Here is a 275-nt window from a genome sequence, read left to right as displayed (position 1 = left end):
ACGTGTTCAGGTCGAGTTAATGGTCCTGGCTGGAATCGTCAGATACAGACGCTCGGCCAGGGTGTGGAGCAGATGTTTGACTGGGCAGGCGCTTGGCAGATGAAGAACGATCTTGTTCTTGTACTGCTTGACCTGCACGGCGATTTTAAACAGTTTGGCAATGACCGTTGATGGCTGCGCCTGCGACAGCGCGGTATACCGTAGCCCTTCGGTACGCAGTTGCTGATGCAGAATGTAGGCCGCCGCGTGCAGCAACAAGCGCATGCAATTGGCGA

Annotated in this window: 1 protein-coding gene; it reads right to left on the bottom strand. The window is 55.3% G+C overall.

Annotated elements, in window-relative coordinates:
• Positions 1-6 precede the first annotated feature (6 nt).
• Positions 7-275, bottom strand: a 269-nt coding sequence (locus F2P45_RS37575; protein WP_187367275.1) for a transposase, incomplete at its 5' end; no start/stop codon positions are given.

The organism is Massilia mucilaginosa (assembly GCF_011682145.1).
GTDB classification, from domain to species: Bacteria; Pseudomonadota; Gammaproteobacteria; order Burkholderiales; family Burkholderiaceae_D; genus Telluria_A; species Telluria_A mucilaginosa.
Note: the sequence above shows the minus strand (reverse complement) of the source record. Positions and strands in the feature narration are given on the sequence as shown.